Consider the following 12,927-nt stretch of genomic DNA (forward strand, 5'->3'; position numbering starts at 1 on the left):
GCGCCAAATCAAATTCTATCAGGGCAGCGGAGAAACCCCGAGCAGGGTTTCGTGTAGAAACAGGGTCGCGATCCACAGGCTCAACCCGAGTGTTGTGCGTGCCACGACTGTCTTTATGTGGGCCTGCCGCCACGCACGATCAGTCAGTGGGCTGAGAGAGATAATTGGGATCTTGGCAAAGTATTGCGCTGCGTCTTCTTGCCCCAGAGCGGTTGTCACCTGGCGATCAAAAGCGACCATCGCAATGAGGGCGAGCAGGCCGGACCCGCCAAACAGGATTACATGCGCCAGATCGCCATTTGCCAGCATATGAGCCAGAGACCAGAGAAGTAGCGCCAAGAGCAACGGATGCCGACTGAGCGCTGCCAACCCGAACGTTGTCTTCGCCGGGTCGGCCTTGTCTGACCCACCAAGGGTGAAGGGGGTATCGATACCAATTGCGCAGGCAGCCAGTACAAACACCAATGGCATCAAAAGCATAGGGGCCCACCGCTGCCATGGTGCTGGCGGCCACAGTTCAATATAGGGGGCTTCGGCGGCGGCTATCAGCACCCAGCCAAAAAGCACCAAAGATAGTAGGCCATAAGCCGAGAAATAGGCACGCCGACCTATCGTACTAATCAGCCAGCCACGTAGATTGCCGAGACGAGGCACGAAGTGGCTGGTTGCAAACAGCAGCAGAGAAAGAGTAAATCCCAGCCAACTAGCTGACATCTGGTAAGTCCTAACAGTGTTCAGATTGCCGAATGTACCTTATCCGGTTGGGCAGCAACGAACGCAGGGTTTTCTGTACATGCGGCCTCAATCGTCACAAGGCGTGGCATATCTGCGAAGTCGACCTCCCACCGGCGTGCGTTGTAGAGTTGCGGCATTAGACAAATATCAGCCAAACCCGGATGAGACCCGGTGCAATAGGGGGTTGGCGGATACCCCTTGAGCAGGGTCTCAAAGGCCTCAAGACCGGGACGAATAAAGTGACGCATCCAGGCTCTCGGCATGTCGCTGGTGTCTGAGGTCAGGCTGGTTGCATGGCGTGCAACTTGCAGATTACAAATGGGATGCAGATCCACCGCAATCGAGTGTGCCAAGGCCATTGCCATTGCGCGGTCTGCCGGGGCTTTGGGCAAAAGGCTCAAGTCGCGGGTCTGGTCTAGATAGTCGAGGATCGCGAGGGACTGCGTCAGCCGCAGGCCATCGATGTCGAGCACAGGCACAAACCCCTGCGGATTACGGGTCAGGTGCTTGGCGCTATGGTGTTCACCCTTCACCAGATCCACCGTGACCGACCTGTAACGAATGCCCGCAAGGTTCAATGCGATGCGCACCCGGTAACTGGCTGAAGAGCGCCAGTAGTCATAAAGAACCGCATCTGCCATCGTAAATCTCCCATATTAGACCCTGTTATCAGGATTGTGGCGCGCCCCCCTAATCTCGGCCCTCAGTTTGACCGGGGGCATGTCCAAAAGAACGGGTCTGGTGTTCAGATCTCGCTGAGCTCTTTGGCATGTAGCCAATCGGCATGTTTCGGGGCTTTTTTGGTCTTGGCCCACTCGTCAAGCATTTCCCATTTCACGGCGTTCAATTGCTTTAGTAAGGCGTCTTCTTTTGGATCTGGACAAGCCAGCTCGACGCGGTGGCCATTGGGGTCGAAGAAGTAGATTGAATGGAAGATGGAATGATCTGTGACCCCCAACACCTCAACACCATTGGTTTCCAGATGATCCTTGTACTGGAGCAGGGTATCGCGGTCTTTCACCTTAAAGGCGATGTGCTGCACCCAAATCGGTGTGTTGCGGTCACGGTCCATCTCGGGTTTGGTTGGCAGTTCAAAAAACGCCAATATGTTGCCATTCCCCGCATCCATGAAGATATGCATGTAAGGGTCTGGTTCATGGGTCGATGGCACATGGTCCTCAGCAATGGCGAGAACAAAGTCCATGTTCAGCATCTTGTTGTACCACTCCACCGTTTGCTTGGCGTCCTTGCAGCGGTAGGCCACGTGGTGAATTTGCTCAATCTTCATGCGTGACTCTCCTCTTGGGGCAGCGCGGCAACGGCCAACGCTTGGGTCAGGATTGCGCGGTTTCCAATGTGGTTGGCGAGCACCAGAACCAGTCGTGCGTTCAACGCGTCACTGTCGGCTTTGCTCAAGCCCTCATGTGCGGCCAGGAGATCAGCGTAGAAATCATCGGCCCGTTCGATATTGGGAGACAGGTTCAGTTTTTGCGTGGTCTTCATGCCGTGTTCTCCTTACCGATCGCGCGGCGCAGAGCAGCGCGGAATTGAGGCTCATCAAAAGCGGGGCGGCGGGCAGCGACGTGCTGATCAGGGCGGATCAGATAGACGGCACTTTCAGCATCACCCAGATACCGCTCTCTCAGGGCGCGGGTCTTGTCGTCGTGCGTTATCAGGGCCAATCGCGTGACGGTTACACCTGCCTCTTCAAAACTATCAGGCGCTTCTGCGTTGATGGTCAGCAGGGTAAAGCGATCCGCCAGATGTGGCAGAAGATACCCGTCCGCTGTTGGGGCGTCGGGGCAAGGGCTGCCCGGTATCGTGCGGGCTGGACCATGTAGCGCATCGGCGGAGTTTAGGGACGAGCCGACATAGGAACAGGGCAGCGACAAGCGGCCTGAGTTCACAAGGGGGCGGGCAAATTCATATTGTTCAGACAGATCCAAGACCGCATCGCGCAGCAGTCGACTCATCTCGGATTTTGGTGTGATGAAATCGGTCGAACGTGACGAATTGAGGATATTTTCATCCGCCCCATGGACGCGTTCCGCATTGTAGGTGTCCAACAGGCTGTCTGGCGCCTTGTCCTCCAGAACCAATTTCAGCTTCCAGCAGAGATTGTCAGTGTCCTGTAGTCCCGAATTCGCGCCGCGCGCACCAAAAGGCGAAACCTGATGTGCGGCATCACCGGCAAACAGGACGCGGCCATGGCGGAATTTCTCCATCCTGCGGCACTGGAAGGTATAGATGGAAACCCACTCCAGCTCGAACTTTACATCCTCTCCCAGCATTTCACGGATTCGGGGGATGACGTTCTCGGGGAGTTTTTCGCGCTCTTTGTCGATGTCCCATCCAAGCTGAAGGTCGATGCGCCAGACACCATCCGGCTGTTTATGTAGCAAGGCCGATTGGCCCTTGTTGAAGGGAGGATCAAACCAGAACCAACGCTCTGTCGGGAAATCCGCATCCATGATGACATCTGCGATTAGGAAGTTATCCTCAAACACCCGGCCCACGAAATCGAGCCCGAGCATCTGCCGGGTCGGAGAGCCGGCCCCGTCGCAGGCAATCAACCAGTCGCCCTCGATATTGTAGGCCCCTTCTGGTGTGTCGATCTCGATTGTCACGTGATCGTCATGAGTGCCGATGGCAGAGACCTTGTTGCGGCCCCGGATATCGATTGTGGCACCAGCCTCTTGCAATTCACGCAAGCGGTGCACCAGATATTCTTCAAAATAATATTGCTGTAGATTGATAAACGCCGGACGGGCGTGGCCTGCTTCTGGTAGCAGGTTGAAATCATAGACCTTGCGGTCATCAAAGAAAACTTTGCCCAGGTTCCATTGGACGCCTTTTTCAACAAGCGGATCACCAAGACCCAGCCGATCTGCGATTTCGAGGGTGCGTTTGGAGAAACAAATTGCCCGACTGCCAAAGCTGACCTTGTCGTTGTCATCCAGAACCACAACACCGATTCCTTGCTGAGCAAGGTCAATGGCCGCCGCCAGTCCAACGGGGCCGGCGCCAATGATAATCACTGGATGGCGCACCGGTACGGAGGCATCCTGGTCCTCACTGCGCTGGTAGGGGTACAAGGGAACTTCAAAGATCTTGTTCATCTGGTTTCCTCCCAAAGTCACGTGTCGCTGGGCACAGCTCTCTCTTGTCCCGGCACGGATAAGCCGAGATTAGACAGAAGCGTCTCATAGGTTTGGTTGGGGCGATAGGATCTGGATCAAATCGCCCCGAATACAGGCCTTCGCTGACTCTTAGCCTTGCAGCGCGTCCCACATCTCCAGATCGCGCTGGGCGGTCCAGATACGGGGGGTGTCGATGCCCCGTGCCTCGTCATAGGCGCGGGCGACGTTGAACGGCAGGCAATGCTCGTAGATCGCATAGTCAGAGAACTTGGGGTCACATTCAGCGCGCACGGCGTCCCAGGCTTCTTTCAGTGTTCCGTTGCGGGCCGCGACGCGGGCCGCCGGGCGATAGGTGCTTTCGACAAAATCACGAGTGTTTTCAATGGCGGCATTGACCATCTCCTTACCAACCAGCGCGTCGCCACGGCCCGGTGCGATGGCGTCGACGTCGAATGCTGCGATAGCGTCGAGCGTATCTCCCCAATCGCAGAAATGGCCGTCGCCGCAATAGCAGGCGGAGTGGTATTCCACGATGTCTCCGGTGAACATAACGTTCTGATCTGGGACATGAACCACGATGTCTCCCGCTGTATGAGCCCGGCCCAAGTGCATCAGGTCAACACGGCGGTTGCCCAGATAGACCGTCATATCATCGGAAAACGTTGTGGTTGGATAGGTCAGTCCAGGAATGCTCTCATGGCCTTCGAACAGGCGAGGGAAGCGTTGGAATTCACTGTCCCAATCTTCCTGTCCGCGTTCCACCACCATGGCGCGGGCGGCGTCGCCCATAATGATCTGCTGAGCGCCAAAGGCCGAGGCGCCCAGAACACGCACGGCGTGGTAATGGGTCAGGGCCACATGGGTGATTGGCTTGTCTGTGACGGAGCGCACGCATTCGATGACCTTATTGGCCAGTCTGGGCGTCGCCTGCGCTTCTATGATCATGACAGAGTCATCGCCAATAATAACGCCAGAATTGGGGTCGCCCTCAGCGGTAAAGGCGTAGATCCCTTCACCGATCTCATCAAATGTGATCTTTTTTTCGGTAAGGTCCCCTTGGGACGCAAAGGCCTTGGCCATGGTTCTGTCCTTTCAATGGTGTGCTGGAGGCCATTTCGGGAGCCTCCGGCGGGGATATTTTCAACCAGAAGAAATGCGGGCCTTACCGCTTAAAGGGATCTTGCAGCGCTGGCAGCACAGTGCCGGTACAATCGCCGAACCCGATGGTGTAGCCATTGCCCATGGCGGCACCTTTCAGGGTCAAGATGTCGCCGTCAGCGATGAAGGTGCGTTCATCGCCGGTCTCCAGTGTGAGGGGTTCCTTGCCGCCCCAGCTGAGTTCCAAGAGGGAACCACGGCTGTCCTTGGTCGGACCTGAAATGGTGCCCGAGCCGAGCAGATCGCCGGGTGTCATGGGGCAGCCGGAGGTCGTGTGATGTGCGAGTTGCTGTGCGGCAGAATAATACATTTCCTTGTAGTTGGTCCGCGCGATGGTACTCGCAGCTTTCCCTTTTGGTGCCATTGTGACCTCCAGATCGATATCATAGAGCATCGGTCCGCAGTCTTTCAAATGATCCAAGAGTTCTACGTCGCGCACCGGTGTGTCACAGCGAAACGGATCAAGCGCCGCTTTGGTCACGATCCAGGGAGAGATCGAAGTCGCAGTGGCCTTTGCCTGAAACGGACCAAGAGGCTGGTATTCCCATGCTTGGATATCGCGTGCGGACCAGTCGTTCAGCAGCACATAGCCAAAGATGTGGTCGTCGGCCTCTTGAACGGTGATTGGACCATCTGATGGGGTGCCCACAATGGCTCCCATCTCCAGCTCGATATCAAAGCGCGCACTGGGGGCCCAGCGGGGTGCGTCATCATTTGGGCCTTTTAGCTGCCCCCAAGGCCTGCGGATATCCGTGCCCGAGACCACAACGGAGGATGCTCGCCCGTTGTACCCAATTGGAATATGCAACCAATTGGGCGGCAATGCGTTTTCGGCCCCCCGGAACATGGTGCCAACATTGGTGGCATGATGTCGCCCGGCATAGAAATCTGTGTATTCGCTAACGGCAACTGGCAGATGCATCTCGGCCTCTGCTATTGGCACCAAAAGGAGTTCTGTTTTGGCCTGCTCAGGTGCCTCTTCCGCCAATAACGCGGTCAGCCGATCCCGGAGCGCGGCCCAGACGGCGGGACCCTCTTCCATCACCTCATTCCAATACGGCATCTCGAACAGCGGCTCATCGTTCAACTGCACCAGCCCCTCGGCTTCGGCAGCTTGCAGGTCAAGGATCATGTCCCCGATGGCAACACCGCAGCGCGGATCACTATCGGCGGTCGAGAAGACGCCATAGGGCAGGTTGTTCAGCGGGAAGGGGTGGGATGGGTTGTTGGCAGATGCAACCCAGGATTTTTTCAGAGACATGAGCGTTCCTAATGTCTGAGGCCCCTAGTTCGTCGAACTGCTGGGCGCTTGTTCAGCTTTGGTGATTGGGTCGAGAGCGAAGCGGAGTGTGGTGGGTGCGCAGGAAGGCGCACCCAACGTTTACTTCACGCCGGGGCTGCCATCGAATTTCTTTTCGATATCCGACCAGCAATCGATATAATCGTCCTGTAGCGGGGCTTCTTTGGCGGCAAATCTGGTTAGATGCTGCGGGAAACGGGTTTCGAACATGAAGGACATGGTATTGTCCAATTTCTCAGGGCCAAGCTTTGCATTAGAGGCACCTTCAAAGGCGTTTTTATCAGGTCCGTGTGGCAGCATCATATTATGCAGGCTAACACCGCCCGGGACGAACCCTTGTGGTTTGGCATCGTACTGGCCATAGATATTGCCCATCAGTTCCGACATAATGTTTTTGTGATACCAAGGCGGGCGGAATGTATTTTCGGCTACCATCCAGCGTTCCCGGAACAGGACGAAATCGATATTGGCGGTGCCGGGCTGACCAGAGGGGGCTGTCAGGACCGTGAATATCGACGGATCGGGGTGATCGAACAGGATCGCGCCCACCGGGCAATAGGTCCGTAGATCGTACTTCACAGGCGCATAATTCCCGTGCCAGGCGACAACGTCGAGAGGAGACTGGCCTATCTTTGTCTCATGGAACTGGCCGCACCATTTGATCGTGACGGTTGAGGGCACTTCGCGATCTTCGTAAGCTGCGACCGGGGCTTTGAAGTCACGTGGATTGGCCATGCAATTGGCCCCGATCGGGCCCCGTCCGGGTAGTTCAAATTTCTGACCGTAGTTTTCACAGACAAAACCACGGCAGGGTCCTTCGAGGACTTCAACCCGGTAAACCAGTCCGCGGGGGATGATGGCAATCTCTTGTGGTTCGAGATCGATAATCCCGAGTTCGGTCGCAAAGCGGAGCCGACCCTCTTGCGGGACCACCAGAAGTTCTGAATCGGCTGAGAAGAAATAGCTGTCCACCATCGAGTCCGTCACCAGGTAGACATGGCTTGCCATCCCGACCTGAGTGTTCACGTCCCCCGCGGTTGTCATGGTGTGCATACCTGTCAGCCAAGTATGCGATTGCTCGCTATGGGGTACCGGGTCCCAACGATACTGGCCGAGGCTGACAACATCAGGGTCCACATGAGGCGCCGACTTCCAATAAGGAAGGTCAATCTTTTCATAGCGGTGCGAGTGTTTGACCGAGGGGTGGATGCGGTAGCACCAGGTCCGCTCGTTCTGGTGGCTGGGGGCTGTAAAAGCGGTGCCGCTCAGCTGCTCGCCATAAAGGCCATAGTCGCATTTTTGTGGGCTGTTCATGCCCTGTGGCAGCGCACCGGGTAGGGCCTCGGTTTCATAGTCATTTCCAAAACCGGGCATATAGCCCTCGTGTGGCCCGGCAAGGGAGGGGGCCTGGATCATCTCATGTGGATCGACGGGACGATTCATGACGCGTTCCTTTTTGTTGCTGATGATGTCGGTAATAGTTGATTTTGTAACTAACAAGGGATAGCTCTGGGCCATGGATGAAAAAGATGACTTCGCCTTGCAGGATTTCTTGCCGTATCTACTCAATCGTGCGGCCGAGGAATCCTCGCTTGAGTTTCAAAAGCATTACAAGAACCGCTACGGGATGCTGCGTAACGAATGGCGGGTGCTGTTTCACCTCGGCAATTATGGGCGCATGACTGCGACTGAGATCGGCCACCGTGCCAAAATCCACAAGACAAAGATCAGCCGCGCTGTTGCGAAACTGTCAGAGCGGCGGTTTGTCCTGCGTCACCGTGATGAAAAAGACCGTCGGGCTGAACATCTGGAGCTTACTGCACAGGGAGAGGCGGCTTATCGGGATCTAAGTACGCAGGCTGCGATCTATGATCAGCAGCTGGCTGAACGGCTGAGCAAAGGGGAAAGCGCCGCGCTGCGCCAAATGCTGCGCAAGTTGGCAGGAATTGAGCCATAGACATCCCTAGGCTGACGCATCAGATTAAGTGAAAATCAAACGATGAGGCCCAGCCAGATGACGGACGCTGACCTGCGCGCTACGCTGACAATTGACTGGATCACCAGTGAAGGGCTGCGCGGCGCCAGTCGTCAGGAAATGTTGCAAGGGTACTGCCAACGCCTGGTTGATTGTGGCGTTCCGCTGTTTCGGTTTCATCTGGCGCAACGCGCCTATCACCCAAAATACGGCGGCATAGGCTTTAGCTGGACCCGCGCGGATGGATTGACGCATGAGTACTATGAGCACAGCGAAACCCCACGGGACGAATGGCTCTACAGCACATTCTACTACATGCTCGAACGCAAAGTTCCAGAGTTCCGCAGCAAGCTGACGGGCCATGTGCTTGAGCGATTTCCAGCGCTTGCACAGTTCAAGCAACGTGGCGCGACTGACTATTTTGCACTGGCCAAGCGATTTGGGGATTTTGCCGATGCGCCTTTTGATCCTCGGCGGCCGGGAGAAGGGGTTCTGTCATCCTGGACCACGGATCAGAGCGCCGGATTTGATGAGGCGGATTTGATGTTGATCCGTCTTACCTATCCACATCTGGCGCTGGCCTTGCGTGCAGCCTCTGCCCAGCAAATGGCCAAGGATCTTTTGCAGGTCTATTTGGGGCGTGATGCAGGGCAGCGTGTCCTGTCAGGAGAGATTCAGCGAGGATCTTCGCGCCAGATTGATGCGGTGATTTGCTATTTCGATCTTAAGGGCTTTACGCAACTTGCTGAGCAGATCCCCGGTGCCGATCTGATCGACATGCTCAACGATTACTTCGGCCTTGCTGTCCACACGATACAGACACACGGCGGTAATATCTTGAAGTTCATGGGAGACGGCATTCTGTCGATGTTCGACCTTGGCAGCATTGATGAGGATGCGACAGCCGCTCTCGACGCTGCTAGCGATTTGCAGCGGAAGATACGGCAGCGGAATGACGAACGAGCTGACAAGGGTGTGCCGGTTGCCGATTTCACACTTGCCCTGCATGCAGGCGAAATTCTCTATGGCAACATCGGGTCCGAAAACCGTTTGGATTTTACGGTGATCGGCCCAACCGTCAATCTCACGGCGCGTATCTCTGGTATGCACACGTCGGTTGGGCGCAGTATCATTGTGTCAGAGCAAGTGCAGCGTGCTGCGCAGCCAACTAACCATGATCTGGTGTCACTGGGACGCTATATGCTGCGTGGCGTGGCAGAGCCGGTCGAATTGTTCACCATTCACGAAAGTGCAGCCCTTGCACAGCGGGACGATTTCACTGAATAAAGATAAACTTTGCCATAATTTTCGCATTTTTCTTCGGTAGCGTTTTTGTCGTAGGGGCGTCGATCCGGGTCCGCTTGTAAATATGGACATTGAACCGGAAGGCCCGCACGATGAGAGCAGCAAGGAGTGGCGTGATGAAACCAACACTGCGCGTGAAAGAGCTGACAACCGGGGCAGCTGTCTGGCTGTTGACGGGTTCGCTTGCGTTTGCGGCTGGTGAGTGGCCGGCAGAGGGTGGTCCGGGCAACGGGAATGGCAACGGCTGGGGTAACGGTTGGGGCAACGGTGGTGGCAATGGGAATGGTGGCGGTCAGACGGTGCCAGAAATTGACGTTGGTGCCGGATTGCTTGCGGTTGCGGCAGTTGCCGCTGCATTACTGCTGACCTGGGAACTGCGCCGTCGTCGCTCAGCCTAGAGATAGCCTCGCACCATATATGGAAATAACCAATGCAGCTGAGCTTAAATCAGCGCCCAGTTTTGTGTTGCAAGCGCGACATAGGCAATCAATGCATTTGCCACCATATGTGCAAGGATAGCTGCAGGTAGGCCACCGCCGCGTAGATATAGTCCACCGAATATTGCCCCGGCAGCCATCCCAAGCGCAAAGCGATCATGCATCAGGCCAAAGAGCGCACTGCTGACCAGCAGTGCGAAAATGGCGCGCAGTACCTGCCCCTGACCCGCCATACGGCGCAGTAGATATCCGCGAAAGAACAGCTCTTCGATGATCGGCACCAAGATGACGGTGCCTAGCAGGCGCGTAACAATCCAGAACGCGCTGTGATCACCGCTGCTGGCACCGCGGGTGATGTCGGGAACGGACAGCATGATCCAGACCGCGGCAATCGCAGCGCCGGCTGCAATGTCCATCGGACGCGGGCGGTAGCGTAAGTATTGCAAGGCGGGCCAGAATAATATCAGTACGGTCGCCATCATCGCTGCGCGCAGTGGATATCCCTCGGCTGGATCAGCCCAGATGGCTGAAACCAGAACTCCGCTCAGCATCATCACGATAAAGGGGACGATGGAGGCCAGTAGCATATCTGCGCGCATTGGAGGCAGATTGGCTGTCACTGCGGCCAGCGCCTCTGGATTGCTTTGTAACCAACGCGAGCGATGGGCGACTGCCAAGACCAGCAGTGCCAGAACAGTAAACATCAGCCAACCGGCATAGCTGTGAAACCCGTTAACGGCATGTTCAGGGGCGACCCAGGCACCGATCAGGATCAGGATGGCAATGCGGACCACGTTAAAGGCCCAGCTGAGTAATAGTGCTGCCGGGAGTAATACCATCCAATACCGTCCTTGACGGATGTCCCGCCCCATCAACAGCGCGTATAATCCCATAAATGTTGTGACAAGGGCAAACCCCTCCACACCGGAACAGGGCTCGCCTATCTCCACCAAAAACCCATCGACCCGGATCAGATGTAGTGTCGGATCTGACCAGACTGTCGCCCCCGAGGATTCAAGCACCCATGACACCAGAACAAAGGTCATTGAGGTCAATGCGTTGATGTTCCAGATCGGCTCCATCATCCGGGTGATATCTGGCATGACCAGCGCAACCAAAAGGGCCAGAATTAAGACAGGACCGCAGCCCCTGAGCCAGGCGACCCAGGTCTGCAGGGGCATGAGCGCTAGCAACCCGCCAAGGCCTGCAATGGTGCCACCCAGGCAGATCAATATGAGGGTTGGCGAAATCCAGGCGTTGATGCCGCCCGGACCAAACAAGGCCAGCGGAACAAGCGCGATCAGCAGGCCGGTAACGTTCAGAAGCAACGCCGCAGGTCGGCGTGCGGCCCGGCTAATGGCAGTGGTTAGGGCGTGATATGCACTGCGCACCAGCACCAGATAGAGGCCTAGCACCGTCAGCAGTGCCAGCAGACGACCCGCAATTGACCGAACGGTTGTACAGGCGAGATCTGCGCCGGTGAACTTGCAGTGAACGTTGGCCAAGAGCTGATAGGCCACCATGATTACAAACAGTTCGGCCACGGCGACGCCGAGTATCAAAAACAGCCTGCGCCCGCCCTTACTGGGCGCGGGCCTTGTTCTACCGGTAGGGTGGGGGGGATCAGATGTCGACATCCACGCCTGGCAGGTTCAGAGACTTCATCATGTCGCGCAGTTCTTGACGGGCTGCGATGTTGGAGATGTTCAACTGTTTGACGCCGATGTCCTTGAGGTCTAACAGGGTCAGCCCGCGTGGAAACAGTTCACGAAACACCACGCGCTCAGAGAAGCCAGACGCCACGCGAAATCCGATCCGTTTCGAGAGCATCAATATCGCACGCTCCATTTTTTCCTTGTTGACCATGCGCTGGGTGCCGACGCGGTTGCGGATCACAATCCAGTCGATCGGTTTTAGCCCGGCTTGCGCCCGCAGCTGCCGTGCATTCCAGACCATTTCCGAGTACACTGACGGGCCGGTGATTTTTTCACCTTTCTGGTCAGTATGCGCCAAAAGGTCGAAGTCAACGAAACTGTCGTTCAACGGCGTGATCAGCGTATCCGCCAGGGAATGGGCGACCTGGCTCAACCGGGTATGAGAACCGGGACAATCAATTAGGATGAAGTCGTTGTTCGGCTCCAGTTCCGAGACGGCTGCGGAGAGGCGGTGGTCATAGACGTTCTCGCCGGGTTGTAGACTGTCTGCGTCAATTTCAGGCAATTCGTGCAATTCGACCAGCGGTAGTTCCAGCGCCGCCTTTTCCATGAAAGCCTTGCGGTTTTCCAGGTAACGACCCATCGACCGCTGTCGCAGATCAAGATCAAGTGCGGCAATTTTGTATCCCAGTCGGGCCAAAGTTGTTGCCACATGCATGGAGACGGTGGACTTGCCAGCGCCCCCCTTTTCGTTTCCGACGACAATAATATGCGCCACTTTCACTTCCCCCAATCATTGCGCAAATTTCCGCGCATCTTGGGCCGAGTATACTGTTCGGGCGAATCGATGGGAAGCGACATATCCACGGGTTAGGGCCTGAATTAGGCTCTAGCGTAAACCTTGGGTCACCTGACAGATCGCGCGGCGTGCATGTCCAACAACGAAATACGCCGCCCAAGATGAGCGGCGTTTTCGGAAATAGGAATATCGGGTCGGCTTAGAAGCCCAGACCTTCGTATTTTTTCTTGAACTTGGATACGCGGCCACCGGCATCCATCAGGCGGGTGGTGCCGCCGGTCCATGCGGGGTGCACGGTGGGGTCGATGTCCAGCGACAGGGTGTCACCCTCTTTGCCCCAGGTGGAGCGCATTTTGAGGATGGTACCATCGGTCATCTTGACGTCGATGGAGTGGTATTCGGGATGTGTATCGGCTTTCATAA

14 protein-coding genes are annotated in these 12,927 nt (G+C 56.2%); 3 read left to right on the forward strand and 11 right to left on the reverse strand.

All coding sequences use genetic code 11. The annotated features are described in order from the left end of the window. Nucleotides 1-18: 18 nt before the first annotated feature. The 8 genes from PhaeoP97_RS01295 to hmgA all read right to left on the reverse strand — a co-directional run bounded on the left by PhaeoP97_RS01295 (nucleotide 19) and on the right by hmgA (nucleotide 7,776). Nucleotides 19-714 carry an NnrU family protein gene (locus PhaeoP97_RS01295; RefSeq protein ID WP_072503537.1) on the reverse strand — a complete coding sequence of 232 codons (696 nt, stop codon included), beginning with the start codon at nucleotides 712-714 and terminating at the stop codon, nucleotides 19-21. Between the two features lie 20 nt (nucleotides 715-734). Continuing rightward, a complete protein-coding gene (gene maiA / locus PhaeoP97_RS01300; RefSeq protein WP_072503538.1) occupies nucleotides 735-1,376 on the reverse strand; it encodes a maleylacetoacetate isomerase in 642 nt (213 codons plus the stop codon). 104 nt (nucleotides 1,377-1,480) lie between these two features. Next, a complete protein-coding gene (locus PhaeoP97_RS01305; protein ID WP_072503539.1) occupies nucleotides 1,481-2,023 on the reverse strand; it encodes a VOC family protein in 543 nt (180 codons plus the stop codon). Further along, nucleotides 2,020-2,238, reverse strand: coding sequence for a DUF2783 domain-containing protein (locus PhaeoP97_RS01310; protein ID WP_072503540.1), 219 nt, complete (start codon nucleotides 2,236-2,238; stop codon nucleotides 2,020-2,022). Before PhaeoP97_RS01310 ends, PhaeoP97_RS01305 begins: the two co-directional genes overlap by 4 nt. Beyond that, nucleotides 2,235-3,854, reverse strand: a complete 1,620-nt coding sequence (locus PhaeoP97_RS01315) for an FAD-dependent oxidoreductase (RefSeq protein ID WP_072503541.1) — start codon at nucleotides 3,852-3,854, stop codon at nucleotides 2,235-2,237. The genes PhaeoP97_RS01310 and PhaeoP97_RS01315 overlap by 4 nt, the downstream gene beginning before the upstream one ends. Nucleotides 3,855-4,004: 150 nt before the next feature. Then, complete coding sequence (locus PhaeoP97_RS01320) at nucleotides 4,005-4,955, reverse strand: MBL fold metallo-hydrolase (RefSeq protein WP_072503542.1); 951 nt, start codon at nucleotides 4,953-4,955, stop codon at nucleotides 4,005-4,007. Nucleotides 4,956-5,037: 82 nt separating this feature from the next. Continuing rightward, a complete protein-coding gene (fahA, locus tag PhaeoP97_RS01325) occupies nucleotides 5,038-6,294 on the reverse strand; it encodes a fumarylacetoacetase (protein ID WP_072503543.1) in 1,257 nt (418 codons plus the stop codon). Nucleotides 6,295-6,414: 120 nt separating this feature from the next. Further along, complete coding sequence (gene hmgA, locus PhaeoP97_RS01330) at nucleotides 6,415-7,776, reverse strand: homogentisate 1,2-dioxygenase (protein ID WP_072506243.1); 1,362 nt, start codon at nucleotides 7,774-7,776, stop codon at nucleotides 6,415-6,417. A gap of 73 nt (nucleotides 7,777-7,849) precedes the next feature. Between hmgA and PhaeoP97_RS01335 the strand changes: the two genes are divergently transcribed. The 3 genes from PhaeoP97_RS01335 to PhaeoP97_RS01345 all read left to right on the forward strand — a co-directional run bounded on the left by PhaeoP97_RS01335 (nucleotide 7,850) and on the right by PhaeoP97_RS01345 (nucleotide 10,011). Next, entirely contained in the window at nucleotides 7,850-8,290 is a 441-nt protein-coding gene (locus PhaeoP97_RS01335; protein WP_072503544.1) for a MarR family winged helix-turn-helix transcriptional regulator, read from the forward strand. 57 nt (nucleotides 8,291-8,347) lie between these two features. Next, nucleotides 8,348-9,595 (forward strand): adenylate/guanylate cyclase domain-containing protein, encoded by a 1,248-nt coding sequence (locus PhaeoP97_RS01340; protein WP_072503545.1) that lies wholly within the window; start codon nucleotides 8,348-8,350, stop codon nucleotides 9,593-9,595. A 134-nt stretch (nucleotides 9,596-9,729) separates the two neighbouring features. After that, nucleotides 9,730-10,011: a VPEID-CTERM sorting domain-containing protein gene (locus PhaeoP97_RS01345; protein WP_072503546.1), complete on the forward strand. Its 282-nt coding sequence runs from the start codon at nucleotides 9,730-9,732 to the stop codon at nucleotides 10,009-10,011. A gap of 44 nt (nucleotides 10,012-10,055) precedes the next feature. On the opposite strand, the gene xrtE is transcribed toward PhaeoP97_RS01345, so the two are convergent. The 3 genes from xrtE to rpmE all read right to left on the reverse strand — a co-directional run bounded on the left by xrtE (nucleotide 10,056) and on the right by rpmE (nucleotide 12,925). Next, on the reverse strand, nucleotides 10,056-11,594 hold the full coding sequence (xrtE, locus tag PhaeoP97_RS01350) for an exosortase E/protease, VPEID-CTERM system (protein ID WP_237028970.1): 1,539 nt from the start codon (nucleotides 11,592-11,594) through the stop codon (nucleotides 10,056-10,058). A 79-nt stretch (nucleotides 11,595-11,673) separates the two neighbouring features. Then, nucleotides 11,674-12,483, reverse strand: coding sequence for a division plane positioning ATPase MipZ (locus PhaeoP97_RS01355; RefSeq protein ID WP_072506244.1), 810 nt, complete (start codon nucleotides 12,481-12,483; stop codon nucleotides 11,674-11,676). A 220-nt stretch (nucleotides 12,484-12,703) separates the two neighbouring features. After that, a complete protein-coding gene (gene rpmE / locus PhaeoP97_RS01360) occupies nucleotides 12,704-12,925 on the reverse strand; it encodes a 50S ribosomal protein L31 (protein ID WP_072503548.1) in 222 nt (73 codons plus the stop codon). Nucleotides 12,926-12,927: the final 2 nt, after the last annotated feature.

The organism is Phaeobacter porticola (assembly GCF_001888185.1).
Lineage (GTDB): Bacteria > Pseudomonadota > Alphaproteobacteria > Rhodobacterales > Rhodobacteraceae > Phaeobacter > Phaeobacter porticola.

Excerpts from the sequence above, each read along its gene's own strand:
- PhaeoP97_RS01295 (WP_072503537.1), bottom strand. The coding sequence starts at position 714 with ATGTCAGCTAGTTGGCTGGGATTTACTCTTTCTCTGCTGCTGTTTGCA.
- maiA (WP_072503538.1), bottom strand. The coding sequence starts at position 1,376 with ATGGCAGATGCGGTTCTTTATGACTACTGGCGCTCTTCAGCCAGTTAC.
- PhaeoP97_RS01305 (WP_072503539.1), bottom strand. The coding sequence starts at position 2,023 with ATGAAGATTGAGCAAATTCACCACGTGGCCTACCGCTGCAAGGACGCC.
- PhaeoP97_RS01310 (WP_072503540.1), bottom strand. The coding sequence starts at position 2,238 with ATGAAGACCACGCAAAAACTGAACCTGTCTCCCAATATCGAACGGGCC.
- PhaeoP97_RS01315 (WP_072503541.1), bottom strand. The coding sequence starts at position 3,854 with ATGAACAAGATCTTTGAAGTTCCCTTGTACCCCTACCAGCGCAGTGAG.
- PhaeoP97_RS01320 (WP_072503542.1), bottom strand. The coding sequence starts at position 4,955 with ATGGCCAAGGCCTTTGCGTCCCAAGGGGACCTTACCGAAAAAAAGATC.
- fahA (WP_072503543.1), bottom strand. The coding sequence starts at position 6,294 with ATGTCTCTGAAAAAATCCTGGGTTGCATCTGCCAACAACCCATCCCAC.
- hmgA (WP_072506243.1), bottom strand. The coding sequence starts at position 7,776 with ATGAATCGTCCCGTCGATCCACATGAGATGATCCAGGCCCCCTCCCTT.
- PhaeoP97_RS01335 (WP_072503544.1), top strand. The coding sequence starts at position 7,850 with ATGGATGAAAAAGATGACTTCGCCTTGCAGGATTTCTTGCCGTATCTA.
- PhaeoP97_RS01340 (WP_072503545.1), top strand. The coding sequence starts at position 8,348 with ATGACGGACGCTGACCTGCGCGCTACGCTGACAATTGACTGGATCACC.
- PhaeoP97_RS01345 (WP_072503546.1), top strand. The coding sequence starts at position 9,730 with ATGAAACCAACACTGCGCGTGAAAGAGCTGACAACCGGGGCAGCTGTC.
- rpmE (WP_072503548.1), bottom strand. The coding sequence starts at position 12,925 with ATGAAAGCCGATACACATCCCGAATACCACTCCATCGACGTCAAGATG.